Raw genomic sequence first — 25,754 nt, forward strand, 5'->3', positions numbered from 1 at the left:
CCCTGCAGGTTCAGGTTTTTGCTCGTCTGGCCTTGAAAAACTCGCTGAGAATCGCCCCGCATTCTTCGGCCAGCACCCCGCCTTCGAACAACACCCGGTGGTTGAGAAAGCCCTGGGTGAAAAACTGCCCCTGGCTCTGCACAATCCCGGCCTTGGGCTCCAGCGCGCCGTAGACCACCCGCGCCACCCGCGAATGCACGATCAGCCCCGCGCACATGCTGCACGGCTCCAGGGTCACGTACAGCGTGCTGCCCGGCAGCCGATAATTGCTGGCCGCCGCCGCTGCGGCACGGATGGCAACCATCTCGGCATGGGCACTGGGGTCGCTGCCGCTGATCGGGCAATTAAAGCCACGGCCAATGATTTCACCGTCCTGCACCAGCACCGCCCCCACGGGTACTTCACCCAGCGCCGCGCCTTGGGCGGCCAGGGCCAGGGCTTCACGCATAAAGTCTTGATCGCGGCTGCGGTCGATGATCTGGGGTTGACGCCCTTGTCGCATCAGGAAACCTCAATAGCGGCCATCAGGCCGGTTTCCATGTGGTCAATCACATGGCAGTGGAACATCCACACGCCGGGATTATCCGCCACCAGCGCCACGCGGGCACGCTCGTTTTTGCCCAGCAGGTAAGTGTCGGTGAAATACGGAATGATTTTTTTGCGATTGGACGCCAGCACCTTGAAGCTCATGCCGTGCAAGTGGATCGGGTGCTGGTACTGGGTCATGTTCTTCAATTCGAAGATATAGCTCTGGCCCAGCTTGAGTTTGGCGATGGGCCGATCGGCACAGGTCTTGTCCTTGATATCCCAGGCCACGCCGTTGATCTGCCACAGGCTTGGCGGCTGGTCGGGCCCCAGATCCTCGGACACTGACCCGACCCACTCAAAGTTGAAGTTGATCTTCTCGGCATTCGCCACATCCGGTTCGGCCACCGGATTGGCCGGCAACGCAGGCGGCCATTCGCCGGGCGCGTCGTAACTGGCAACCGAACGCAAGGTGCCCAGGCGTACCGGGCCATCACGCAAAGACAGCTCCTCACCCGCAGGCGGGGCCTTGATTGCCAGACAGATGCGCATGCCCGGCCCCAGCCAATAGTCCTTGCCCAACGGCCTTGGCTCGATGGGGTTGCCGTCCAGTGCGTAGATTCTGGCCTCGACGCCGGGGATATTCAGGCGATAGGTCAGGGTATTGTCGAGGTTAAGGATGCGCACACGGGTGATCTGCCCGGCGGGCAAATCAATGCTCGGCACATGAGTGCCGTTGATGGTCGACAGTCGCCCCGCGGTACCGCCACGGGCGGCTTCGCGGGTGATGCTGAAGGGCAGGAAACCGCCCTCTTCGTCCACATGCCAGTTTTTGATGCTCAGGGTGCGTTCATGCTTGAAACCGGTGGGCTCGCGCTCTTCGACAATCAGCGGCCCGACCAGGCCACGGCCCAGTTCTTCGCTGCTGTTGACGTGGGGGTGATACCAGTAGCTGCCGGCATCGGGCACACGGAATTTGTAGTCGAAGTATTCACCGGGCAGTACCGGCAATTGCGAGACGTAGGGTACGCCGTCCATTTCCAGTGGCAGGCGGATACCGTGCCAGTGGATGGTGGTCGCGACCGGCAGATGGTTGATAAAGCGCACCCGCAACCACTCACCCTGACGCACCCGCAACTCAGTGCCGGGAGCCGATGGACCAAAGGCCCAGGCCTCGGTCTTGTGACCGGGCACCAACTCAACATCCAGTGGCGCACTGATCAGTTCGTAATCGTGGCCGGCGTTTTCAGCGGCCACCTTGCCCAGCCAGTAACGCGAAGCGCCTCCTGCGCCAACACCCACCACTACCAGGCCTGCCAGACCACCGAGTATTTGTCGACGGGTAAAGGACATGGATTCTGCTACCTCTCGTATCCGGCGCGAGCGTGGAGCCCGCAAAAGGCGAATACGATACACCTGCAATTGCGAAACAGTAAGGGCCCGGTGGCGAAGGGCCGCAGGCTGGGAAATCAAAAGCCCCTCACCCTAGCCCTCTCCCGGAGGGAGAGGGGACCGATTGGGGGTTGCTCCAGAACACTACCCATCTTAGAACCTTGTACTGAATCCAGAATCGACTCGGTCAAGCGCCCTCTCCCTCCGGGAGAGGGTTGGGGTGAGGGGCTTTCAGGTCAAAGCCCCACCACCAGATGCACCAACCCGCCCGGCAGGCTCAAGATCCCCGGCACCCCAGCCGCACGCAGGGCTTGCGGGTCAAGCCGGGTGATATCCGCAAGTTCAACGCGGATACGGGTCAACGCCACCCGCTGTTCGGACTTCACATTACCGGCGCCACCCAAGGCAGCCAACACTGCAGGCTGCAATACCGATTCAAGCTTGCCAGACTCATCCACCACCAGATCCGGGGTCAGGGCTTTCCAGAATGCCTTGCGCACGTTATCGAACATCATCAGTACTCCAACACGGTCATGGGCTGCTGCAGAGGTTGCAAGGCGGCACGCACCTGCCCGGCACTTTCCAGCTCCAGCACTTGCTGCGCCAGGCTCTGGCAGGCAGCGAAATCCAGCTCGCGCACCCGCGCCTTGATCGCTGGAATCAACGGCACACTCACCGACAGTTCATCCACCCCCAGCCCCAGCAACACCGGCACCGCCAGCGTCTCGGAAGCCAACGCACCGCATACTCCGACCCACTTGCCATGGGCATGGGCGGCCTTGACCGTGCTGGCGATCAAGCGCAGTACCGCCGGGTGAAAGCTGTCGGCCTGGCTGGCCAGGCGCGGATGGTCGCGATCCATGGCCAGGGTGTATTGGGTCAGGTCGTTGGTGCCAATGGAGAAGAAGTCCACCTCGGGCGCAAACAGGTCTGCCATCAACGCGGCAGCCGGGACTTCAATCATGATCCCCAGCTTGGGCAGGGTTTTTATACCCAGCACCAGCGCCTCTTCCTCCAATAGCTGACGGGCCATACGCAATTCAGACAACTGGGTAACCATCGGCAACATGATATGCAAGCGGGTCAGCTCGGCACTGGCCAGAATCGCGCGCAACTGCTCACGCAGCAGTTGCGGGCGCTCCAGGCACAGGCGAATCCCGCGCATGCCCAAAAACGGGTTGAGCTCATGTTCCATCGGCACATAGGCCAGCGGTTTGTCGCCACCCACATCCAGGGTGCGCACCACCAGGTTGTGCTCCGTGCCCACCGTGCGGGCGATGGCGCTATAAGTAGCGACCTGCTCGTCGTGACTGGGGGCGCTGTTACGCTCCAGATACAAAAATTCCGAACGCAGCAGGCCCACCCCTTCAGCCCCCAGAGTTACGGCCTGCTCGGCTTCGGCCAAAGACGCGATATTGGCGCTGACTTCGATCCGTTGACCGTCGCGGGTACAGGCTGCCAGAGCGGCCTGCTGCAAATCTTGTTGCTGACGTTGACGCTGCTGCTCACGCTGCCTGTCGAGCTGCTTGATGCGCTCCGGGTCCGGCTGCAGATGCAACAACCCCGCATCGGCATCGAGCAAAACCTGCGTACCATTGGCCAGCGCCAGCACCTGGGGTGCCACCCCGCAAATCGCCGGCAAACCCAGCGCCCGGGCCAGAATCGCCACATGGCTGGTGGCGCCACCACCAACGGTGGCAAAGCCCGCCACCTTGCGCGTATCCAGCGCGGCGGTTTGGGACGGAGTCAGTTGTTCGGCAATCAGGATCGCGTTGTCGGGCAACTCCAGTACGCGGTCCTGCACGCCAAGCATCAACTTGAGCACGCGCTGACCAACATCTTGCAGATCCAGCGCCCGCTCGGCCAGTAAGCGGTTGCCCAGGCCCTTGAACAGGGTCGCCGTCTCCTGGGTAGCGCTTTGCCAGGCGAACGCTGCGCTCTTGCCCTGGTCGATCAGCGCAAAGGCCTGTTCCAGCAGGCCCGGATCTTCCAGCAACTCCTGATGGGCCTTGAAAATCTCAGCCTGGGCCTTGCCCGGAGCATTGTCGCAAAGTGCTTGCAGCGCCGTCGCGGCCTCTGCCAGCCCCTGCTTTAAACACTGATTCTCCAGGGATGAGTCCGTGGCGAGTTCGTCAATCTGCAGCGCGTTTTCACTCAGTTGAACCACAGGCCCGAACACCGAGCCCGGTGATGCACAAACACCGCGCAGCATATCGCTGGCAACCTGCTCAGGCATCACCACCGGTGGCGCTTCGACCACTTCGATCGCAACCTCCTCACCGCAACCGGACGCCAGCAATTCGGACAATACCTTGAGCGCTTGCCCGGCATCAGCCCCCACCGCGCTGAGATAAACACTGTCGCCGTGCACCGTCTGCAAGGCCATGATTGCTACCAGTGACTTGGCATTGGCGCTGGCATCCTGCTTGTGCAGATGAATGGTGGCCGCGAAGCCTTTCGCCGCCTGGGCGAACACTGCCGCAGGGCGGGCGTGCAAACCGTTGGGATTGGGCAACGTCTGCGGCGCTGAAAGCTGTGCTGCGCCGGTTTGTTCCTCTGCCAGCGCTGGAGTCTCAGCCAATTGCAAAGCCAGCAACGGCTGGCCGCTTTCAACCAGGTCCGCACCCGGCACCAACGGCACAAAGCTTTCGCCGCTGACCACCAGCATCAGGGTCAACAGGCTGCGGGCATTGAGGGCGACATAGTCAGCGTCAAATTCGATCAACGCCTGCCCCGCGGCTACCTGCTGGCCCTCTTCAACCAGCGGCGTAAAACCCTTGCCGGCCAGGTTCACGGTATCCAGGCCAATATGCAGCAACACTTGCACACCACTGGCAGCCGTGATGCTGATGGCGTGGCCGGTGTGCTGCAGGTTGCTGATCACTCCGGCCAGCGGCGCGCACAGCACCTGGGACGTGGGGTCGATGCACAGGCCATCGCCAATCATGCGGCTGGAGAACACCGGGTCCGGCACGTTATCCAGCGCCATCAGCACACCGGACAGCGGCGCCAGCAATTGGAGTTGTTGGGATGTGACCATGACTTCACCTGCAGTTGATTCGGTTAAATGCCGATGGAGCGCGAGCCCCGACAGCTCGCTTACTTCCACCAGTACTCGACTTGCAAACCTGCGTTGGAACCGTGCCGGGCCGAGCCGAAGGCACCGCTGTCGGACAGCGCGGAGCCAGCATCAAATTCATTGGCCGCGCGCTGTGCGGCGGCGTTCCAGCTGGCATAGGTGTAATACAGTCGCACCTCCGGACGCGTCCAGAAACCCGGGCCTTTAGGCGACCAGGTTGGTGCGAAGGTGAACTTGCTCAGCTTGCGCGTACCATCTGCGGCCTTGACCTGATCATGCCCCAGCTCGGTGACCAACTTAAACTGCTCGCTGATCGCGTAGGCCGGCCGCACGCCCAGGGACAGCCACTCCTGATTACCGCCATCCGGGCGAAAATCCTTCTGGTACACCGCCTCGACCTGCCCGCCAAAACGCGGCGTCACTTGCCAGTCAAAGAACTCGACAATGCGATAGCGCTTGCTGCTGTTATCGAGGCGGAAGTTGCCGGTGTAGCCCAAACCGGTGCCCGAGCCTTCGCCGTACTGCACGGCGAATTTGTTCTTACCGCCCAAAAATTCGCTTTGCACATGCTGCGCGGTGATGGCCCAGCCGCTGTGGGCGTCGGTGCGCTCAGGCTTGTCGAGGTAACTGAGGCCAAACTCCAGCTGACCACCGGGATTGGTGTTGAAGCCTGCCACGTTGAAGTCATGACGGGTTACGTAGTTTTCCTGATACAGGCTGTCTTTACGCGACAGGGCATAGCTGTATTTCAGCCCGCCGATCAGCACGTCTTCAATACCGGCGCCGGTGGCGCTCTGGTTCCAGTAGTAGAAGTCGGAAATATGGATGTCATTACGCTTGTAGTAACGGCGTCCGGCCCACAGCGAGCCACCATTGAGGCTCGGCAGATTGGACCACTGCGCATACAACTGCGGCAGGCGGGCCGAGCCGTTGTCACCCTGAAAGGTCAACTGACGGTTGTACTGGTTGTACAACGAGGCCATGCCATCGACGCTCAACACCGAGCCATCGTCGAAGTTGTACACGTCCTGGCGCAGCTCCAGCTCGGCGTATTGCTCGCACTCGTTGCCCAAGCGGTACTTGGACTCGGCGCCGGGCAGCTTGAAACAGGATTGCTTGCCGCCATTGAGCGAGTTGCCAACGCCACTGCGCATGTAACCGGCGAACTCCAGGGCGTTGGCCGAGAGCGGCGCCAGCAGGCACAGGCTGGCGATACAGATGCTGTAATTGAGTGATGATTTCATGGCACGACCTTTTTTATTTTTATTGAACGAATCGCTACTTTCAGGTTTTCAGGTGCAGGACAAATGACTCATACGGGCGCAGCGAGATGCGGTGACTGCGTACCGGGCAATCGTCGTAGTTACTGATCAACAACCGTTGCACCACGTCTTCACCGATCACGGCTTCAGGCAACTCGATATCGCAGGGTGTGCCGTAGAAATTGTTGACCACCAACAGGCTCTCACCCTCGCCCTGACGCAGATACGCCCACACCTGTAAATGCTCGGGCAGCAACTGGCGATACTCGCCGTGTTGCAGCAGCGGTTCTTCGCGACGCAAGGCAATCAGGTGCCGGTAGTGATGCAGCACCGAAGCCGGGTCATTGCGCTGGTCTTCAACGTTGATCTCGACCGCATTCGCAGGTATGCCAATCCACGGTTCGGTGCTGCTGAAACCGGCATTGGCCTGATGATCCCATTGCATCGGTGTACGGCTGTTGTCCCGCGACTTTTGCTTGATCGCCGCCATGCACTCATCGTGAGGCACACCCGCTTCACGCTTGAGGCGATAGATATTCAGGGTCTCGACATCGCGGTACTGCTCGATGCTTTCGAACCCGGGATTGGTCATGCCAATCTCTTCGCCCTGATACACATAGGGCGTGCCCTGCAGAAAGTGCAACGCAGTGGCGAGCATCTTGGCCGAGACCACCCGGTGCTCGCCGTCATCGCCGAAGCGCGAGACCACCCGCGGCTGATCGTGGTTACACCAGAACAGGGCGTTCCAGCCGCCACCGGCCTGCATGCCGACCTGCCAGTCCGAGAGGATGCGTTTGAGTTGCAGAAAATCGAAATCTGCCCGTACCCACTTCTGCATATTCGGGTAATCGACTTTCAGGTGATGAAAGTTGAAAGTCATCGACAGCTCCTGGCTGTCAGGCCGCGAATAACGGATGCAGTGCTCAAGACTGGTGGATGACATCTCGCCGACGCTGACCAGATCGTGGCCGGCGAACACTTCGCGGTGCATCTCCTGCAGGTACTCATGCACATGGGGGCCGTCGGTGTAAAAGCGGCGCCCGTCGCTGTCGTCCTGGGGGAAGTGCGCAGGCTTGGAGATCAGATTGATCACGTCCAGACGGAAACCGCCCACGCCCTTGTCCCGCCAGAAACGCATCAGTTTGTAGACCTCGGCCCGCACCTTGGGGTTATCCCAATTGAGGTCGGCCTGGGTGTGGTCAAACAGGTGCAGGTAATACTGGCCGGTCTGCGCCTCGTATTCCCAGGCCGAACCGCCGAACTTGGATTCCCAGTTGTTCGGCTGATCGCGCCAGATATAGAAGTCGCGGTACGGGTTGTCGAGGCTGCTGCGCGCCTGCTGGAACCACTCATGTTCGATCGAGGTGTGATTGACCACGATATCGAGCATCAACTTGATCCCGCGCCCTTTCGCTTCGCCGATCAGCAATTCGCAATCGGCCATGCTGCCGTAGCTCGGGTCGATGGCGTAGTAATCGCTGATGTCATAGCCGTTATCGCGCTGGGGCGAACGCAGAAACGGCGTCAGCCACAGGTAATCGACACCCAGCCATTGCAGGTAATCGAGTTTGTCGACCACCCCCAGCAAGTCACCGGTCGCGTTGCCCGCGTGGCTGTAAAAGCTTTTTGGGTAGATCTGATAGATCACCGAACGCTGCCAGTCTTGCATAAAAAATCCTGCTCATTGGACTCTGTAGTCGCTGCCGAAGGCGGCGAGCCTTTAAGGGGGAACAGCTCGCAGCCTGCGCCAGCGACTACGGGGAAACGGGGTTAGGCGACGCGATAACCGGGGCGCACGATTTTCAGGCTAAGAACACAGGTCAGGACAAACGGCACGACAATCGCCACCAGCATGCCGATCACAAACATCGGGATGTACTGCGGAATGATCGAGATAAACCCGGGCAAGCCGCCGACACCGATGGCCGAGGCCTGGACCTTGTTCAGCGACAGGAAAATGCTGCCCAGCGCCGAGCCGATCAGCGCCGCATAAAACGGGAATTTGTAGCGCAGGTTGATCCCGAACATGGCCGGTTCGGTGATGCCGAAATAAGCGGACACCGCAGAGGTCGAGGCCATGCTGCGCTCACGCACATTGCGGCTCATATAGAACACCCCGAGCGCGGCGCTGCCCTGGGCCAGGTTGGACATGACGATCATTGGCCAGATAAAGGTGCCGCCATGATTGGCAATCAGCTGCAGGTCGACGGCGAGGAACATATGGTGCATGCCGGTAATCACCAGCGGCGCGTACAGCAGGCCGAAGATCATCCCGCCGAGCACGGGGGCCAGGTCAAACAGCATGACCACGCCTTCGGTAATCAGAATCCCCAGATGACGGGTTACCGGGCCAATGATCGCCAGCGCCAGCACGCCGGTGATGACGATGGTGGTGATAGGCACCACCAGCAATTGAATGGCATTGGGCACCCGTGCCCGCAACCATTTTTCGATCACGCTCATCACATAGGCGGCCATCAGAATCGGCAGGATTTGCCCCTGATAGCCCACTTTCTCGATCTGGAACAGACCGAGGATATTGAAGTACGGCAGACTCTGGCCATCCAGTCCGGCCACGGCCTTGCCGTAGTTCCAGGCATTGAGCAAATCGGGATGAACCAGCATCAGGCCCAGCACGATGCCGAGAATCTCGCTGCCACCAAAACGCTTGGCCGCCGACCAGCCCACCAGCGCAGGCAGGAACACGAAAGAGGTATTGGCCATCAGGTTGATCAGGCTCCACACCCCATCCAGTTGCGGATAGGCATCGAGCAGGGTCTTGCCTTCGATAAACATGCCCTTGGCGCCGAGCAGGTTGTTCACCCCCATCAGCAGGCCGGCAATGATCAGCGCGGGCAGGATGGGCATAAACACATCGGAGAACACCCGCACCAGACGCTGCATGGCGTTGGCCTTGTTGGCGCCCTTTTGTTTGACATCAGCGATGGTGGAAGCCGCCAGGCCAGTCTGCTCGCGCAGGGCGGCGTAAACCTTTTCGACTTCGCCGGGGCCAATCACCACTTGATACAGGCCGCCGGTAAAGAAGGAGCCTTTGACCAGATCGATCTGATTAAGGGTGGCGCTGTCGACCAGGCTCGGGTCCTTGAGTGCCAGACGCAAACGCGTGACGCAATGCGCGGCCTGCTCAACGTTATCGGCACCACCGAGGCTGTGCAGCAACTCGCTGGCGATCTTGGAATAGTCGTGGCTCATGCGTTGTCTTCCGCTTGAATTTTTATTATGGAGCGTCGTTTTGGCAGCACGCAGAAACGAAAAATACTCGTCTGTACGAGTTAAAGCAACAACTGGTACAGACGAGTTTGATTTTTTTTACCCGCAGGCTTTACTACAGTGCTTGCACTGCCTACCCCCTGCCCTTAAGGTTCCGGGCCCCGAGCCCACACGGCATAGAGCCATCGCCATGACCAAATACAATCAGATCTACACCGATCTGCTTGCCAGCATCACCACTGAACGCTTGGCCCGCGGCGCACGTCTGCCGTCCGAAGCCGACTTGATGGCCAGCTATGAGGCCAGCCGTGGCACCGTGCGCAAGGCCATCGAGCAGTTGCAGGAACGCGGTTTCGCGCAAAAGATCCATGGCAAAGGCACCTTTGTGCTGTCATCCAGCCCCATCGAGTTTCAGTTGGGCGGCATTGTCAGTTTCCAGGAAACCTACCCGCGCCTGGGGGATAACGTCAGCACTGACGTGGTGGAGTTCACCCAGTTCGCGCTCGAAGGGGCGCTGTGCGAGAAGTTCGATGTGGCAGCAGGCAGCCTGATAACCCGCATTAAACGGGTACGCCATATTGATGGCAAACGGGTGATTCTGGACATCAACCACTTCGTCAGCGACCTGATTCCGGGGCTGGATCAGGAGATTGCCCAGCACTCGATTTACGCCTATATCGAGCAAACGCTAAACCTGCAGATCAGCTACGCGCAACGTACCATCGAAGCAGTGCCGCGCAGCAAGGACGACCAGCAGCATCTGGACCTGGAGGGTCAAAGCCATGTGATCGTGGTGAGCAACCAGACGTTTTTGCAGGACGGGCGCCAGTTCGAGTACACCGAGTCGCGGCATACCCTGGACAAGTTCTACTTTTCGGATGTGGCCAGACGCTGAACGTCAAAAGCGCCCTCACCCTGCGGGAGAGGGCTGGGGTGAGGGGCTTTTCTACTTGATCGCATACTTCGAACCACGTGGCCCATCAAGCTGCGCCTGCAGCATCAGCCACTCGCGCTGAATGATCGAGTAAGGGATAAAAATGCTCACCCTCTCGGCCCCCTTCAACCCGGACTGAGTAATCACATCATTCAACGTGGTTGAATAAAAACCGGCATTAATCCCGACAATATTGCCATCGCTGGCAATCACCGGCCCGCCAGACATGCCCTTGACCAGCGGGGCATCGTGAATGGCATATAGGTCACCGCTCTTTTCTTCAGTATTGAGAAACGGCGTTTGATACACCTTGCCTTTCCCCGTAGTGGTCACCAGATACGGGCTCATCCCCACCGCCGTGATGCTCTCACCCACACGCGGTGCGCGCCATGATGGGTAATGGCCGTTGGCTTTGTGCTGGATAAACACCAGATCGCAGTTGGTGCTGCACCGGTATTTCACATTGGGGATAAACGGCGTATGGCGCGTTGTAACGGCGTAGTCCTCGTTCCATTGTACGGCCGAGGCCATATACATAAAGGGCACAGGGAAACCCGAAAACACCAGGAAGTATGAATCATTAGCAGGCCCCGAAAGGTCAGGCTTAACGATACCGTTGCATCCTGCAAGAACAACTCCTATTAACAAGCTGGCCATGATCTTGATCATGATGAATCACCGACTTATAGAGGGAGTGCGACTATTGTTGTGTTGTCAGTTTTTTGACTGTGCCATTTACAGCCTTCCTAACCGCTTGTTTTAGCTGATGGCTGTATTATTTATGGCTGAGGTTTTAATAATGCGTATGAATGAATCGAACTATGCTCAATTGCTTTTCGAGCAACTTTTAAGTTCAAATAATTGGCGCCGGGAATATGCGAAAAACGAGGGTATAAAACAAAAAGTTCTATGAGGCGTTTCATAACAAAAAAGGCGGTCAACACCCGATGTGCTGACCGCCTTTTTTCAAATCAAACCGGTTACCCGGCCAGACTTATTCCCACTCGATCGTTGCCGGTGGCTTGCTCGACACGTCATAAGTAACGCGGGAGATGCCTTCGATCTCGTTGATGATCCGGCCACTCACGGTTTCCAGCAGCTCGTAAGGCAGGTGCGCCCAACGTGCGGTCATGAAGTCGATGGTTTCTACGGCACGCAGGGCAACTACCCAGGCGTAACGACGGCCATCGCCTACAACACCAACCGATTTGACTGGCTGGAACACTACGAATGCCTGGCTAACCTTGTGGTACCAGTCAGCTTTGCGCAGTTCTTCGATAAAGATGTGGTCAGCACGACGCAGGATGTCGGCGTATTCCTTTTTCACTTCACCCAGGATACGCACGCCCAGGCCCGGGCCCGGGAACGGGTGACGGTAGACCATGTCGTACGGCAGGCCCAACTCCAGGCCCAGACGACGAACTTCGTCTTTGAACAGCTCACGCAGTGGCTCAACCAGCTTGAGGTTCATTTCGTCCGGCAGGCCGCCCACGTTGTGGTGCGACTTGATCACGTGAGCCTTGCCGCTCTTGGCGCCAGCCGACTCGATCACGTCAGGGTAGATGGTGCCCTGAGCCAGGTACTTGATGTTGTCCAGCTTGCAGGACTCGGCATCGAACACGTCGATAAAGGTACGGCCGATGATCTTGCGCTTCTTCTCCGGGTCGCTTTCGCCAGCCAGGTTGCCCAGGAACTGGTCGGCCGCGTTGGCACGGATCACTTTGACACCCATGTTCTCGGCGAACATGGCCATCACTTGCTCACCTTCGTGCAGGCGCAGCAGGCCGTTATCCACGAACACGCAAGTCAGCTGATCACCGATGGCCTTGTGCAGCAAAGCAGCCACTACCGAGGAGTCAACGCCGCCAGACAGGCCCAGCAGTACGTTGTCGGTACCAACCTGGGCACGGATATTGGCAATCGCGTCTTCTGCGATTTTCGACGGTGTCCACAGGGCTTCACAGCCACAGATGTCGAGGATAAAGCGCGACAGGATGCGACCGCCCTGCTTGGTGTGGGTCACTTCCGGGTGGAACTGCACGCCGTAGTAGCCGCGCTCGTCGTTGTACATACCGGCAATCGGGCAGCTCGGGGTGCTGGCCAGGATGTTGAAGTCGGATGGCATTTTGGTGACCTTGTCACCGTGGCTCATCCACACGTCCAGACCGAACAGGCCGTCGGCGTCGATATGGTCTTCGATGCCGTCCAGCAGGCGGCTTTTGCCGACTACGTCGACGCGGGCATAACCGAACTCACGCAGTTCGGAACCTTCAACCTTGCCGCCCAGTTGCTCGGCCATGGTCTGCATGCCGTAGCAGATACCGAATACCGGTACGCCCAGGTCGAATACAGCTTGTGGTGCGCGTGGGCTGCCAGCTTCGTGTACGGATTCCGGACCACCGGCAAGGATGATGCCTTTAGGTGCGAATTCGCGGATCGCTGCGTCGTCCATATCGAACGGGTGCAGTTCGCAGTAAACGCCGATTTCGCGCACGCGGCGGGCAATCAGCTGGGTGTACTGGGAACCGAAGTCCAGGATCAGGATGCGGTGAGCGTGAATGTCGAGGGCCATGACAAAATCTCGATTAATTTCAGAAACGACACGGGGCTGAATCAAACAGCCCCGGTGACTTAATTCGTATCGCACCCAGGGTTGGCCCGGATGCGATCACTATCAACCTACGCGATAGTTGGGTGCTTCTTTGGTGATCTGCACGTCGTGGACGTGGGATTCAGCCATGCCCGCGCCGGTGATACGCACGAACTCGGGTTTGGTACGCATTTGTTCGATGTCGGCACAGCCGGTGTAACCCATCGAAGAACGCAGACCGCCCATCAGTTGGTGAATGATCGCCGTCAGCGAGCCTTTGTACGCTACGCGACCTTCGATGCCTTCCGGCACCAGCTTCTCGGCACCCGCGGAGGAGTCCTGGAAGTAACGGTCAGAGGAACCCTGGGACTGCGACATCGCACCCAGCGAACCCATGCCGCGGTAAGCCTTGTACGAACGGCCCTGGTACAGCTCGATCTCGCCCGGCGCTTCTTCAGTACCGGCAAACATCGAACCCATCATCACGCAGGACGCACCGGCAACGATGGCCTTGGACAGGTCACCCGAGAAACGGATACCGCCGTCGGCGATCATCGGTACGCCAGTGCCCTCAAGGGCAGCGGAAACATTGGCAATCGCGCTGATTTGCGGAACGCCAACACCGGCCACGATACGCGTGGTGCAGATGGAGCCTGGGCCGATACCGACCTTGACTGCGTCAGCGCCGGCTTCAACCAGGGCCAGGGCAGCAGCGCCAGTAGCAATGTTGCCGCCGATCACCTGAACTTCAGGGAAGTTCTCCTTGACCCAACGCACGCGGTCGATCACGCCTTTGGAGTGACCGTGGGCGGTATCGACTACCACCACGTCAACGCCTGCAGCCACAAGGGCGGCAACGCGATCAGCCGTGTCCTTGCCGGTACCGACCGCAGCGCCTACGCGCAGACGACCTTGATCGTCCTTGCTGGCCAGCGGGTAAGCCTTGGCTTTTTCGATGTCGTTAACGGTCATCATGCCTTTGAGGGCAAATTTGTCGTCAACGATCAGCACGCGCTCGATACGGTGTTTGTGCAACAGCTCGCGGGCTTCGTCCTTGTCGGCGCCTTCCTTGACCGTGACCAGACGCTCTTTTGGCGTCATCACGTCGCGAACGGTAGCTTCCAGACGGTTTTCAAAGCGCACGTCACGGGACGTCACGATGCCGACCAGGTCGCCATTGTGCAGTACAGGTACGCCGGAGATGTTGTGCTGGTGGGTCAATTCAAGCAGTTCACGTACCGTGGCATCCGCCTCGATAGTGATGGGCTCTTTGACCACACCGGCTTCGAAACGCTTGACCTTGCGAACTTCGTGAGCTTGCTGCTCGATGGTCATGTTCTTGTGGATGATACCGATACCGCCTTCCTGAGCCATGGCGATTGCCAGACGGGCTTCAGTTACGGTGTCCATTGCAGCGGAAACCAGCGGAATATTCAGTTCAATGCCACGGGTCAAACGAGTCTTTAGATTGACTTCGTTCGGGAGAACCTCGGAATAACCGGGGACGAGAAGGATGTCATCGAATGTGAGTGCTTCTTGGCTGATACGCAGCATCGCTGGGGCTCCCGAGCGGGAAAATGGAAGCGCGCCATTGTACTCAAAACACCCGGCTCTCTCAACGGAAACCTTTAGAGAGTTTTGCGCTAAGGGCCATGATTTATTGACTTTGAAGGCAGAAAACGATCCGTAGCAGCTGCCGAAGGCTGCGTCCGGCGGCATAGCCGCCGTAAGGTCAGGCAACTTCGTTACGTCAGGTAAAAACGGGATTCCGGTTTTACGACGGCTTCGCCGCCGGACGCAGCCTCGCAGGCTCGGCAGCTGCTACGGAATCCGGGCGTCACAGTTCGACTTTCACCCACGCCACCGGCTGATCCAGCCAATCGGCGAACTCGTCGAGGAAACTCTGCTTGAACCCCGCCTCGGCCCAGTTATTGAAAATAAAGCCCAGATTGGAAAACCCACAAGGCTGCAAAAACAGAAACCCGTTGATGTCGTCTTCATGGGCACACAGCGGGCAGATAAAGTTGTCGGTACGCCCCGGCATCCAGTCTTCGAGGCTGTCGAACAGCGCCTCGCCCACTTCCTTGCGGCATTCGGCGCAACCGGCCTCTTCAAGAAAGCCTTTGGCCGGGGTGTAGATGCAGCGCTTGGTGATGATTTCCAGGCCATTGACCGGCTCGCCAAACGGCAGCGCCTCGGGGTGCAACACCACATCCCTGGCACCCGGAGCGATGGCATAAGCCATGCCGTTGCCGGTGCGGCCACAGGTAGTCAGCTCTTCTTCGATGATGTTCTTGCGCACCAGCCAGCGCACGATGGCCCGGGCACGCGGCTCATGAACCGGCAAGGTGGAGATTTTGGGAACGATGATGCTTTGCGAATTCATGGGTACGGCACATGTTGGGAGATGAAAATCGGCTGTCTGTGGGAGCGGGCTTGCTCGCGATTCAGGCACTGCGGTGCATCAGGAACACCGCGGCAATTTCATCGCGAGCAAGCCCGCTCCCACAGGTGTTGCGCAGCTTAAAGCCTCAACTTCTGAGGTCAAGCGTTGAGATATCGCACAATCAGTGCAATCCCGCTGGCCAGTACCAACCACGTTACCAGCCGCACAAACGCCTCGCGGGACAATTTGCGGGTCAACCGTCGGCCCACCCACAACCCCAATGCCATGGCTGGCAACAGGCAGGCCGCGAGCAACAGCAGCGCACCATCGGCATACACCCCTGCAATCACGAACAGGCTCAGGCGCACTACGGTACTGCAACTGATCAGCGCACTTTGGGTGGCGCGGGCGGCGTCCTTGGGCAGGCGCGCATTGAGGTAAAGCGCATACAAAAAACCGCCGCTACCGAACAGCGCGCCAAACAACCCGCCGGTGATCCCCGTGGGGATGGCCCAGCTAGCAGCAGCCTGAGTCGGCTTGACCTTCACGGCCAGGCTGTACACCGCGTAAGCCGTGATAAAGAGCCCCATCAACAGCAATAACAGGTCGGACTTCAGGTTGAGCAGGAACACCACGCCAATCACACAACCAATGGCCATGCATGGCAGCAAGCGCAGCAGCTCGGGGCGGGCCACATCACGACGCGAGGGTAACCAGTTGCCGAAAGCCGCGACAAAATCCAGCAGCACCAGCAACGGGATGATTTTTGACAGCGGCAGGCACAGGATCAGCAGCGGCCCGGCCACCAGTGCAGTGCCAAACCCGGCCACGCCAAAGACGATATAGGCCAGGGCAATGGCCAGCTCCAGCAACACCCACTCACTACCACTAAACGGCAAATCCATTGCTCTGCTTCCTTGTTTTTAGAGCGCAGATTTCTATCAGACAGGTGCAGTGATAACAATCCACCCTTATGATGAGGCCCATGATTAAAGACCCCTTTGCAAGACTCAACCTCGACCGAGAAGTCCTGACCGTCAGCCAGCTCAATGGCCGTGCGCGGGTGTTGCTCGAAGACGTGTTCAGCAACATCTGGGTAGAAGGCGAAATTTCCAACCTCGCCCGCCCGGCCTCCGGCCACGTGTATTTCACCCTCAAGGACAGTGGCGCCCAGGTGCGTTGTGCGCTGTTTCGCAATAACGCCGCGCGGGTGCGCCAAGCCCTGAAAGACGGTCTGGCGGTCAAGGTGCGCGGCAAGGTGTCGTTGTTTGAAGGCCGTGGCGACTATCAACTGATTCTCGACACAGTAGAGCCTGCAGGCGATGGTGCGCTGCGTCTGGCCTTCGATGCACTGAAAGAAAAGCTCAGTGCCGAAGGCCTGTTCAGTGCCGAGCGCAAAGTCGCCCTGCCCGCTCACCCGCAGCGTATCGGTATTGTCAGTTCGCCCACCGGCGCAGTGATCCGCGACATTATCAGCGTGTTTCGCCGCCGGGCGCCGCAAGTCGAGCTGACCCTGATCCCCACTGCCGTACAAGGCCGCGAAGCTACGGCGCAGATTGTCCGCGCCTTGAAACTGGCCGATGCCCGTGGCTTCGATGCGTTGATTCTGGCGCGCGGCGGCGGCTCGCTGGAAGACCTCTGGTGTTTTAACGAGGAAGCCGTAGCCCGGGCCATTGATGCCTGCGTGACCCCCATTGTCAGCGCCGTGGGCCATGAAACCGATGTGTCCATCGCCGACTTTGTGGCTGACGTACGCGCGCCAACCCCATCTGCGGCAGCCGAACTGCTGGCCCCGGACACCAGTGACCTGCAACGGCGTATAGATAGCCTGCACCGGCGCCTGGTGATGCGCATCCGCGACCGTTTGATGCGCGAGCGCCTGCGCCTCGACGGTCTGACCCGGCGCCTGCGCCACCCTGGCGAGCGTCTGCGCCAGCAGGCCCAGCGCCTGGATGACCTGGACATGCGCATGCGCCGTGCCTTCGAGCGCAGCCTCAACACCCGCCGCGAACGCCTGATCCGCCTCGAAACCCGCCTGGCCGCGCAGCATCCCGGCCGCCAGTTAGCCATGCTGCGCCAGCGCCTCGACAGCCTCGCCGAACGTTTGCCCCGAGCCATGCGCGAAGGCCTGAAAAGCCGTCGCCTGCAACTGCAAAGTCAGATGCAGACCCTGCACGTAGTCAGCCCGCTGGCGACCCTGGGCCGTGGTTACAGCATCCTCCTCGATGAACGCGGCAACGCCATTCACAGTGCAGCGCAAACCCATAATGGTCAGCGCCTGAAGGCCAAGCTGGGCGAAGGCGAGCTGCAAGTCCGGGTCGAGGACAATCACCTCACGCCCGTCACCCTTTCTTTACTGGACTAACTGATGCCGCGTTTTTTCTCTGCCGTCCTGCTGCTGTGCCTGAGCCTCAATGCTCAAGCGGCCGACAGCTACATAACCCGCTTATTGAATAAACCGGTACCCGGCGGCGTTGCCGTCATTGAGCTGGGCTCCGGCGCACAAGCACCCAAGGCGACCTATGCCGGCAAGCCGGTACTGGTGATCAAGGAACAGGACACCTGGCGGGCGATTGTCGGCATCCCGCTGACGGTCAAACCCGGCACCCAGCAGATCAGCAGCGGCGGTCGCAATCTGAACTTCACGGTCGGCAACAAGAAGTACCCCGAGCAGCGCATCACCCTGAAAAACAAGCGCCAGGTCAATCCCGACCCCGCCGATATCAAGCGTATCGACAACGAACTGGCAATCCAGATCAAGGCTTACCGCACCTTCAGCCCCAACACACCGAGCAATCTGCTGCTGGACAAACCGGTCAACGGGCCGCTATCGAGCAAGTTTGGCGTGCGCCGCTTCTTCAATGGTGAAGAGCGCAACCCCCATGCAGGCCTGGACTTCGCGGTACCAGCAGGCACACCGATCAAGACCCCGGCGGCAGGCAAGGTGATTTTGATCGGCAACTACTTCTTTAACGGCAACACCGTATTTGTCGACCATGGCCAGGGCTTTATCAGCATGTTCTGCCATATGTCGAAAATCGACACCCAGGTAGGCCAGCAATTGGCCCGTGGTGATGTGGTCGGCAAGGTCGGCTCAACGGGCCGCGCCACCGGGCCGCATATGCACTGGAACGTCAGCCTGAACGACGCACGGGTGGACCCGGCAATCTTTATCGGTGCCTTCCAGCCCTAACGCAAACGCGGCATCAGCCACCCTTGCCGGCCCTGGCAGATCTGCCGGGGCATGCCCAGGCGACCAAACGAATAGGTGTTGGGACCCAGCTTCAACACCTGGAAGTAAGCGTCCATCCCCGGCGCGCTCATAAAGGCCAGGTCCTGATCAGCATTGAGCGTGTCGCCATGTAGGCGCGTCACTTTAGTCACCTTGTTTTTCAGATAAGGCCCCGCCTGTGCATATTTGAAGTCAATAAAACGATGAAAGTTGTGCACCTCGGTTTGATCATTCTGCAAAACCAGCACCTTACGGCCGCTGATGCGGGCAAACCCCAGGTTATTGCCATAAAAAAACTGACTGTATGAACCCAGCGTTCGCTCTGCCGTTTGATCAGGTGACAGCACCAGCATTTCGAAATCCAGATGACACTCCCATATCACTCGATCCGCCGAGTACAGCCACGTTGCGACCAACCAGGGGAAAACGATCAATCCAATAAAGATCACCCCCGGCGCGCTCAACTTCGCAGCGGCCATTATTCGCTTCCATCCACAACAAAATAGGAAATACACCCCGAAATGCTGACCTCTATGGGATCCCGACATAAAAAGTACCCATAAACGTCATCTCTTAATGCGCCATTCAAATACACATATGCGTAACTCGCCAGGCTCGTGAATGCGGGCGGTTTTTCCTTTAACTTGAGCAAGTGCGCATTGACTCGTTCAGGGTTGACGTTTAATCCCGGTGCCGAAAAAAAATGCAGGCCGTGCTCTCCCGGTACCGGCAGATAATTTAATTCGACGGCCGGCGACAGTGGCGAGCTCAGCCTCATGGTTTGCCAGCCAAAGGCCAGAAAAGCATTCAACATCAGCAGCCCGACCAGCAACAAATACTTGCGTCTGCCGGTGTTCTTGACCGCAGGCACGGCGACCTGATCCTCCGGCATGATCGCTAAGCGGGTGATATCGCGCCCGGCACTCAACCCATCATCTGGCGCAGGCTGCCCCCCCTCACCCAGTTTCTCGATCGAAAGGGCATCACTTATCTTGTAGCCAATGCGTGGCACCGTGACCACGTAATCGCAGTAGCCCACGGTGGATAAACAGCGACGAATCTGGGCAATGGACTGGTTGACGCTGTTGGCAGACACCTGCTGCCCATAGCGCTCCCAGCCCGCGTGCAGCAACTGCTTTTTAGTAACGATGGCGCCCTGCGCCTCAAGTAACGTCGAAAAACAGCGACTGGCGGCCGCCCCAAGCACCACAGACTGGACAACCTCACCGGCACCTGACACTTCATATAACTCATCATCAAATAACATTACGCCAGCTATCAAGTAACGGGCCATAGTATTACAGCCTTATAAAATGAGTAGACGGAGCATAATTTTCCGTCATTTCAAATGCGGAGTTAAACAACACTCTACATCAATCATTTAGCGCTGCGGTATCATGCTCTCCCTGCCAACAAACAATTCAACACCCACATCCCTTTTTTCAACGCATATTAAACACATGCAAAAACCCGCTCTTGCCAGAACAACGGGATCCGAAACAAAAGCAGGAAGTTTCAATTATTAAACATTCAAATAAACAGGCATCAGCATGAAGCGCTAACTGGCCATGTGCAGAACATCAGCCTGTGTATCATCCGCTGAACCATATCGGGGGAATAGCAGCGTCCAGCGCCACCTTGTGCCGGGCCGCCTGGGGCGTAGAGAGCATTAAACGCCGACGTTTATTGCCCTATATGTCGGCATCAAAAATGATCGTGGCATTACCCTTATAGGTACTGCCGGGATGCCTGAGCAGTTGTTCAGTCGACGCTGCGGGCACGACATAGTGCAAGGTCGCCTTGCGAGCAAACTGGCTGGTGACGGTTCTGAACACCACAGCGCCATTTTCCCCGGTACTCAGCGCCACTCGTTGGGCAGGCTGGCCACCCGAATCAAGCACAATCCCGACCGGCAAGGTCAGTTGAATATCCACCCCAACGGTGGGTTGCTCCTGCCCGGAGGTGCGAATGCCACAGGTGCCTTGCTCGGCATATTGGCACTCCAGATAGACTTTAAACCTACCGGAGCTGGAGATTTTAAAGTCATGATTGGCATACAGCGACGGTGGTGGTCGGCCAGTTGCCAGCCATCTCTGCCAGCCTCCTTCGGGCTGCAGCACTACGCGGTTGGCGCCGGGCGGAAACTCGACCTTGAGCAGATGGTTAACGGTCAATTTGAAATTGAAGGTTATCTGATTATCGCTGGGCTGCATGATATCGCCAAAGTCGAAATCCTGACCCGGCCCTATGCCATAGGTAATGCTGCCGGAGTAAGTGCCCATTTCCATGGCCAGGGGGTTGGGCGTATGCATTTCATAGCTGATGTTCATATTGCGATACCGGAAAGGTGCCGGGATCGGCACCTTGGGCATTTTCACGCAGGCCGTGGTCGCAGTCTGCGGCGCCTTCCAGAAGTAATCGTAGAAGGTTGCGTTACCGCTGCCCACACCGCCATAGGTACACGGGCTGGGTGCATTCACCCAGGTCGATTCCCACAAGTGACCGTGCCAGGTGCCGCTGCTGAGGATATAGCGCCCGCCCAGACCCGAGATCCGCCATTGCACCTGTGAACTCACCCCCGTTTGATCATGGGTGATGGTCACAGTGCGAAAGGTGGACGGGATAAGCAGGTAAGCCGCTTTTCGCCTGTCTGCCAGCGCTTCATCCGGATCAAGCCCCTTTGATGCATCAAAATCAATCGGGAAGTTGACGCTTGAAAAACCATTGGCCGCACACTGCCCCGGCAAAATCAGACAATACCCCGCCACCGGCGTGGTATTGATAAATTTATTATGAGAAGGGTCGGTGGGGTCCGGCGTAAACACTGCGGTAATTAATTGTTCTGCTGCCTGTAACGGCTGAAGAGTCACTGCCACTTGCACGCACAGAAAAAACAACACGTTAAAAAAAAATGCGAACGACTTGAAAAAAACAAACAACCGCACGGTACTCTCTCCTGATAATGGATAACAATGCAGGTTTTACCAATAATCACGCCGTTGCGCTTAAATAGCCGCAACGACCTTTATAGAGTTCCCCTGCCTTAGATATTGACATCAAACACAATCGTCACAGCTCCCCTGTAAGTACTGCCCGGGTTCTCGACCATTAGCGCCGTGACCTGCGGTTGTATTTCATAGTTCATGGTTGCCCCGCGCGATACCTGCACGCCGTCCGCTTCAAAACTCACCGCATTGTGTATGCCCTGGGCCAATGCAACTTTAAGGGCTGGCCGCTGGCCAGGCATTAATGTGATACCGGCCGGAAAACTGACGGTTGTTTGTACCGGCACCTGTGCATTGACCGTGGCTGAATCGGCGAAAATGGCGCAGTCCGTACCGACAGAGTACTGACAGTCCAGGTACATCTTGAAATGACTGGACGTCGATAACCGAAAATTCTGAAACGCACTTAAACCCGGTGCCTTGCGCCCCGAGTTAAGCCAACTCTGCCAGCCCTCTCTGGGTTGTAATACCGCCCGTTTGGAACCCTGGGGAAAATCGACGGTTAACGCACTATTGACCACAAAACTGAAATGAAGGGCAATCTGGCTATCGGCTGTCAACATCAAGCCCCCGAGATCATAATCCTGACCTGGCCCTACACTGTAAAGAGTCGTGGCAGCGTATTCACCCGGTTCCATATCCAGCGGGTTGGGCATGACGAATTCAAAAGCGGTTTCAGTCCGGTCATAAATAAAAGGGCCGGGTATTTCGAACAAGGCTCTTTTAGTGCAGGTATCCCGATAGGGAAATAGCCAAAAAAACTCATGGGTGCGCTGGAACACATTCCACAGCCGCGTCGAATAACACGGCCATACGCCCTCGTTCCAATTACCCCCTTGCCAGAGTAATCCGTGCCCCAGGTAGGGAGCCGTTGGCCCTCCCGGGGACAGTTCTGCTGCCGGTTTGATTAATACATAACGGCCGCCGAGCGCCGTCGCCCGGACTTTTAACTCAGCCTGTGAGCCTGTTTTGTTATTGACCAGCATCACACTGCGCCAACCCAGAGGCACCTTGAAAAAGGCGCCTTGCCTCAGGTCACTGGCATTGGCGACAGGATCAATGCCCGCAGACGACTCAAACACCATCGGCAACTTGACCCCTACTGCGCCGCTACAGTAAATAGGTAACGAACAATGACCTTCGCCGGGAGTCAGCAACTGGAAGGTATTTTTCGTCGGGTTACTCGGGTCTGGCGTATACACCGCTTCAAAGGTCTTTTCGAATGCTGACAGCGGTAACGCACTACACATCAATGCCACTGCCACAGCACAACGCATAAGGCGCTGACATTTAAAAAATAAAGACTTGCGCATAATAATCACTCAGTTCCAAGTTATGAATCACACGCTCCTTGTGCACGGTGTATTCACTCTGATTAAACGTCACCTGAGCACTCACGCGCCTTTTGCAACGCGAACCGAAGTGGGATGACAAACAATGTCTGATACCAGCAGTACATTGTTCTCACGTTTATGCTCGGCCGGGTTCAGGACAACACTGCACGCTGGCTGCCCGCGGTGATTGATTTCCAGGCTGGGTGACGATTCGCTCATTTCCAGTACAAAGAAGCCGTCGGCCTCAGTCACCCCGCTACTGGCATGGTTGAGAATATGCGCGCCCGCCATGGGACGACCCTGGGGGTCGACGATGCGCCCCAGCACCGACAGGGTTTTGAGTACCCGTACTTGCTGATAAATCACCCCGCCTTTATTGAGGTGATAGCGCGTTTGTGACGGTTGTATGGCGGCGGCGTGGGCATCATTGCCACTGAAGTCGAAGTGCACCGTGCCACTTTTATAAGCCCCCACCGGCACTATGTTTCTACCGGGTTTTAGCTCTGCGCCATAACTTCCGCTCATGTCGTCGGCGCGCAATATCAAGTTGTCGATGTCCGAATCCAGGTCAACAATCATCGCGCCATCGTTGCCGTAAAAATTGCCGCTGGCAGCCACGGTACCTGCGCCGAAGGCCAGCGTACTGCTGAGGTTCAAGCCACCGCTGAGCTCACCGTTATAGGAAGAGCGCTGTGCATAGGCGTCACCATTGAGCAGGCGGGTTTCAAATTGAGTCGTGCCACTCAGCCCTACTCCATAACTATCGCCTGTGAGGCTGGTGGAATAGCTTTTGAAAAAGTCACCGTTGAGGGTCTTGTTGTAGCCCACTGAACCGTTAATTTCGCGTTCACCATCACGGGAGGTACGGCTACCGATACTGGCCGAAAGATTGCCGCCCGGTTTGCCCAGCGCCAGGTTGAGGCTCAGGTCGATGCCGCGATTGCGCCGGCTACCGGTGCTGATCGTCGAGGGGCGATCAAACAGCGACACCTGCCAGTTCACGTCACTGCCAAACAGCTTGCTGCTGCGCAACCAGCTCAAATCAACCCCGGTACCGTTGGTATTGCCGCTGCTGTGACTGACCCGGCCGGTCAGGCTGCTGCTGGTACTCAAACGCCGGGTAAGCGCCAGTGAGGTGCTCTGCGTGCGGCCGTTGTAACGGGTTTTCGGGCGGATCGCGACGGTGTCCAGGTAATCGATGTCATTGCGTGTATCGAGCCAGGAGCGCGAGTGAGAAAACAGCGCGCTGCCGCCCTGGTATTGATAACGGGCCTGGACGTCGATTCCGGTGCCGTAACCTGCGGTTTGATACACATTGCTATAGAGGCTGATCCTGTCTGACAGGCTCCAGTCGATTGAGCTGCCGTATTGCATTTTTTGCGCAACACGCTGGGCATCAACTCCCAGGATGACGCGTGGATGCACCAGATAATTGACCAGCGCCCCGTAAGTCAGGCCCTGGTCATACAGAACGCCATCCCCCCAGTTGTTGAATAACTGGCGGCGCTTGCCGCCGAAGACGCTATAGCGCCAGGGTTGATCGGCATTGCGCCAGTTGTTGGGCTTGTAGATCACTTCTTCGGTGCTAGACGTCACTTGCCCGTCCTCAATCAATCGCACCTGCACCGGGTAAATACCGCCGGGAAAACGTCTTGTGTCGAGGGTTTGCAAACCGCTGGTTACGGCCTGGCTGTAAATCAGCACGCCATCGCGATAGACCTCGACCAGGCCCTGACGACTGGGTGTGACATAGATCGGGTAGGTACTGGGGCTTGAGTTGTTGACGGCCAGGCTGTCGCTGGTGCCGTACATAAAGCCGAGGGTGGTATCCGGGCTGCCGCCAAAATTGCGCGGCCGGCGGTAAACCCCCAAGGCATCTGGAGTGAAGTACCCCAGACGGAAAAAATTGCCGGCAAACTCGCGCTGGCCATAGAGCTGGTTGAGCGAGTGATAGGTGGGGGCGCCGGGTTCACCGGTACGCGCCAGTTCGGCCGAGGCCACCTGTGTCCAGTTGCCGATGCTGCTGCTGGCCTGGACGTTATATCGCGCCGCGGTGCTGGCTTCGGAGCCACCGCCACGGGCAAGATTCAATTGATTGTTTACAATCAGCCCGGCGCTTCCGCCTTCGGGCAGCGTGTGGTATTGCGCCTCTGCTCCTTTACGCTCGGCGTCATCGGTCAAAATCGACAGTTGCGACTCTTGCAGGTTGTAATGCAAGGCCACCAGGCCATTGGCACAGCTTTTGGTGCAACTGCCCAAGGGTACTGGCCGGGACAACAGTTCAAGCCATTCGGCGCGCTGTGCCTCGGGCAAGGTGCTGTCTTGTGTATCGGTGAAACTCAATAATCGAATGCTTTCATCTCGACCCAGGATCACCAGTGCATCGCCAAGCAACTGGGTATTTACATCAATACGCACAGCCAGAGGCACATCGAAGAAGTGCTCCTGAAAACCATCAGGTAAATACTCTGCCTGACTTAATACACCCAATGTGGACGGTGGATTAACCTCAGCGTTAAGGCCAGTCGATAAAATGATCGAACAGCAAACAGTCAGGGCACGACCCATTACAGAGTTCAATAGTTATTATCCAGACAAACTGACATCGTTTAGGTAAAACCCATACCACTCCACTTTCCAGGCAGCCGAACACATCAAACGTTGTTCGACCACCGGGAAAGAGAGGGCGGTTGCAGGAGCTGAGTGCAACACGGTTATTGAATTGAAGCCGGAGCATCATGCCGCATAGCCAAGGCTTCCTGCATCACCTCTCCCATGACTTCG

Annotated in this window: 20 protein-coding genes; 3 read left to right on the forward strand and 17 right to left on the reverse strand. The window is 57.8% G+C overall.

The features are described from left to right. Nucleotides 1–10 precede the first annotated feature (10 nt). The 7 genes from tadA to treP all read right to left on the reverse strand — a co-directional run bounded on the left by tadA (nt 11) and on the right by treP (nt 9,471). On the reverse strand, nt 11–502 hold the full coding sequence (gene tadA, locus ACZRMH_RS20425; RefSeq protein WP_464014985.1) for a tRNA adenosine(34) deaminase TadA: 492 nt from the start codon (nt 500–502) through the stop codon (nt 11–13). Next, nucleotides 502–1,878 carry a multicopper oxidase family protein gene (locus tag ACZRMH_RS20430; RefSeq protein WP_464014986.1) on the reverse strand — a complete coding sequence of 459 codons (1,377 nt, stop codon included), beginning with the start codon at nt 1,876–1,878 and terminating at the stop codon, nt 502–504. The genes tadA and ACZRMH_RS20430 overlap by 1 nt, the downstream gene beginning before the upstream one ends. Nucleotides 1,879–2,153: 275 nt before the next feature. After that, the gene (locus tag ACZRMH_RS20435) at nt 2,154–2,429 is read right to left on the reverse strand and encodes a PTS transporter subunit EIIB (protein WP_464015005.1); all 276 of its coding nucleotides are present in this window, start codon (nt 2,427–2,429) and stop codon (nt 2,154–2,156) included. Between the two features lie 2 nt (nt 2,430–2,431). Beyond that, entirely contained in the window at nt 2,432–4,957 is a 2,526-nt protein-coding gene (ptsP, locus tag ACZRMH_RS20440; RefSeq protein ID WP_464014987.1) for a phosphoenolpyruvate--protein phosphotransferase, read from the reverse strand. A 59-nt stretch (nt 4,958–5,016) separates the two neighbouring features. Continuing rightward, nucleotides 5,017–6,240, reverse strand: coding sequence for a carbohydrate porin (locus ACZRMH_RS20445; RefSeq protein ID WP_464014988.1), 1,224 nt, complete (start codon nt 6,238–6,240; stop codon nt 5,017–5,019). Nucleotides 6,241–6,280: 40 nt separating this feature from the next. Then, the gene (gene treC / locus ACZRMH_RS20450) at nt 6,281–7,927 is read right to left on the reverse strand and encodes an alpha,alpha-phosphotrehalase (protein WP_464014989.1); all 1,647 of its coding nucleotides are present in this window, start codon (nt 7,925–7,927) and stop codon (nt 6,281–6,283) included. A 101-nt stretch (nt 7,928–8,028) separates the two neighbouring features. Beyond that, the gene (gene treP, locus ACZRMH_RS20455) at nt 8,029–9,471 is read right to left on the reverse strand and encodes a PTS system trehalose-specific EIIBC component (RefSeq protein ID WP_464014990.1); all 1,443 of its coding nucleotides are present in this window, start codon (nt 9,469–9,471) and stop codon (nt 8,029–8,031) included. A gap of 208 nt (nt 9,472–9,679) precedes the next feature. On the opposite strand from treP, the gene treR reads away from it, so the two are divergent. Then, a complete protein-coding gene (gene treR, locus ACZRMH_RS20460) occupies nt 9,680–10,384 on the forward strand; it encodes a trehalose operon repressor (protein WP_464014991.1) in 705 nt (234 codons plus the stop codon). Nucleotides 10,385–10,435: 51 nt separating this feature from the next. Here the strand turns inward: treR and ACZRMH_RS20465 are convergent, their stop codons facing one another. The 5 genes from ACZRMH_RS20465 to ACZRMH_RS20485 all read right to left on the reverse strand — a co-directional run bounded on the left by ACZRMH_RS20465 (nt 10,436) and on the right by ACZRMH_RS20485 (nt 16,304). Then, the gene (locus tag ACZRMH_RS20465) at nt 10,436–11,092 is read right to left on the reverse strand and encodes a trypsin-like peptidase domain-containing protein (RefSeq protein WP_464014992.1); all 657 of its coding nucleotides are present in this window, start codon (nt 11,090–11,092) and stop codon (nt 10,436–10,438) included. A 325-nt stretch (nt 11,093–11,417) separates the two neighbouring features. Beyond that, entirely contained in the window at nt 11,418–12,995 is a 1,578-nt protein-coding gene (gene guaA / locus ACZRMH_RS20470; protein ID WP_464014993.1) for a glutamine-hydrolyzing GMP synthase, read from the reverse strand. A 102-nt stretch (nt 12,996–13,097) separates the two neighbouring features. Next, the gene (gene guaB / locus ACZRMH_RS20475; RefSeq protein ID WP_464014994.1) at nt 13,098–14,567 is read right to left on the reverse strand and encodes an IMP dehydrogenase; all 1,470 of its coding nucleotides are present in this window, start codon (nt 14,565–14,567) and stop codon (nt 13,098–13,100) included. A gap of 283 nt (nt 14,568–14,850) precedes the next feature. Continuing rightward, the gene (locus tag ACZRMH_RS20480) at nt 14,851–15,399 is read right to left on the reverse strand and encodes a sugar ABC transporter ATPase (RefSeq protein ID WP_464014995.1); all 549 of its coding nucleotides are present in this window, start codon (nt 15,397–15,399) and stop codon (nt 14,851–14,853) included. Nucleotides 15,400–15,557: 158 nt separating this feature from the next. Then, nucleotides 15,558–16,304 carry a sulfite exporter TauE/SafE family protein gene (locus ACZRMH_RS20485; protein WP_464014996.1) on the reverse strand — a complete coding sequence of 249 codons (747 nt, stop codon included), beginning with the start codon at nt 16,302–16,304 and terminating at the stop codon, nt 15,558–15,560. Between the two features lie 80 nt (nt 16,305–16,384). Here ACZRMH_RS20485 and xseA point away from each other — a divergent pair, with 80 nt between their 5' ends. Together xseA and ACZRMH_RS20495 are read left to right on the forward strand one after the other, a co-directional pair. Further along, entirely contained in the window at nt 16,385–17,764 is a 1,380-nt protein-coding gene (gene xseA / locus ACZRMH_RS20490) for an exodeoxyribonuclease VII large subunit (RefSeq protein ID WP_464014997.1), read from the forward strand. Between the two features lie 3 nt (nt 17,765–17,767). Beyond that, nucleotides 17,768–18,592 (forward strand): peptidoglycan DD-metalloendopeptidase family protein, encoded by an 825-nt coding sequence (locus ACZRMH_RS20495; protein ID WP_464014998.1) that lies wholly within the window; start codon nt 17,768–17,770, stop codon nt 18,590–18,592. Here ACZRMH_RS20495 and ACZRMH_RS20500 read toward each other — a convergent pair. From ACZRMH_RS20500 to ACZRMH_RS20520, 5 genes are all read right to left on the reverse strand, one after another. Then, nucleotides 18,589–19,110 (reverse strand): hypothetical protein, encoded by a 522-nt coding sequence (locus ACZRMH_RS20500; protein ID WP_464014999.1) that lies wholly within the window; start codon nt 19,108–19,110, stop codon nt 18,589–18,591. The two genes, ACZRMH_RS20495 and ACZRMH_RS20500, sit on opposite strands and share 4 nt — an antisense overlap. Continuing rightward, nucleotides 19,110–19,925: a winged helix-turn-helix domain-containing protein gene (locus ACZRMH_RS20505; protein ID WP_464015000.1), complete on the reverse strand. Its 816-nt coding sequence runs from the start codon at nt 19,923–19,925 to the stop codon at nt 19,110–19,112. The genes ACZRMH_RS20500 and ACZRMH_RS20505 overlap by 1 nt, the downstream gene beginning before the upstream one ends. Before the next feature lie 397 nt (nt 19,926–20,322). After that, the gene (locus ACZRMH_RS20510) at nt 20,323–21,576 is read right to left on the reverse strand and encodes a hypothetical protein (RefSeq protein ID WP_464015001.1); all 1,254 of its coding nucleotides are present in this window, start codon (nt 21,574–21,576) and stop codon (nt 20,323–20,325) included. Nucleotides 21,577–21,674: 98 nt separating this feature from the next. After that, on the reverse strand, nt 21,675–22,949 hold the full coding sequence (locus ACZRMH_RS20515; RefSeq protein ID WP_464015002.1) for a hypothetical protein: 1,275 nt from the start codon (nt 22,947–22,949) through the stop codon (nt 21,675–21,677). Nucleotides 22,950–23,030: 81 nt separating this feature from the next. After that, nucleotides 23,031–25,538 (reverse strand): TcfC E-set like domain-containing protein, encoded by a 2,508-nt coding sequence (locus tag ACZRMH_RS20520; RefSeq protein WP_464015006.1) that lies wholly within the window; start codon nt 25,536–25,538, stop codon nt 23,031–23,033. Between the last annotated feature and the right edge of the window lie 216 nt (nt 25,539–25,754).

This window comes from Pseudomonas sp. B414 (assembly GCF_055408445.1).